Source organism: Bradyrhizobium sp. PRIMUS42, assembly GCF_023006515.1.
Classification (GTDB): domain Bacteria; phylum Pseudomonadota; class Alphaproteobacteria; order Rhizobiales; family Xanthobacteraceae; genus Bradyrhizobium.
This window is the reverse complement of the sequence record NZ_JALBGZ010001424.1, coordinates 1-674: the sequence shown is the minus strand read 5'-3', so window position 1 is coordinate 674 and position 674 is coordinate 1. Positions and strand designations below refer to the sequence as shown.

The following is a 674-nucleotide window of genomic DNA, read 5'->3' as shown; positions in this document are numbered from 1 at the left end:
AATCCGGCAGCCGCTCCAGCGCGGCGCGCGCGGTGCCGAAATGATCGACCAGCGAGCGGAAGGTGCGCGGCCCGACATTGTCGGAGCGGATCAGCCGCAGGCGGTCGATCCGCTCGGCCTCGGTCAGCTCCACGCTCGGATTGATGGCGTCCACGGCGTCTCCTTGCAGGCGCAGCATGGAACAACCTGAGGGCGTTGCGCAACAGGGACGTGCGCTTGCGCGACTTCGCCCCGATGCTAAAAGCGATCCCAATAAGAAGGACGTTGCCATGATCTCACTCGCCGATCTCCAGCGCCGCATCGAAGCCGGCGAGTTGTCGCCAGATGCCGCCATCGCGCAATCGCACGCGGTGATCGAGTCCAAAGAGAAGGACGTCCGCGCCTTCGTCCGCCACGACAAGTCGGCAAGAGCGCAAGCCTCGGGTCCGCTACGCGGCATTGCGGTCGGCATCAAGGACATCATCGACACCGCCAATATGCCGACCGAGATGGGCTCGGAGATCTATCGCGGCTGGCAGCCGCGCTCGGACGCGCCTGTGGTGATGATGCTGAAGCGGGCGGGAGCCACCATCATCGGCAAGACCACGACGACCGCGTTCGCCTCGCGCGATCCGACGCCGACGCTCAATCCGCACAATCTCGGCCATTCGCCGGGCGGCTCGTCCGCGGGTTCG

1 protein-coding gene and 1 pseudogene are annotated in these 674 nt (G+C 66.0%); one reads left to right on the top strand and one right to left on the bottom strand.

Annotated features, from left to right (window positions below):
- A pseudogene (locus tag MOV75_RS40820) lies at positions 1 to 178 on the bottom strand (DNA-protecting protein DprA); the annotation flags it as partial.
- A 91-nt stretch (positions 179 to 269) separates the two neighbouring features.
- Here MOV75_RS40820 and MOV75_RS40815 point away from each other — a divergent pair.
- A partial coding sequence (locus MOV75_RS40815) for an amidase family protein (protein WP_247008516.1) occupies positions 270 to 674 on the top strand: 405 nt, incomplete at its 3' end.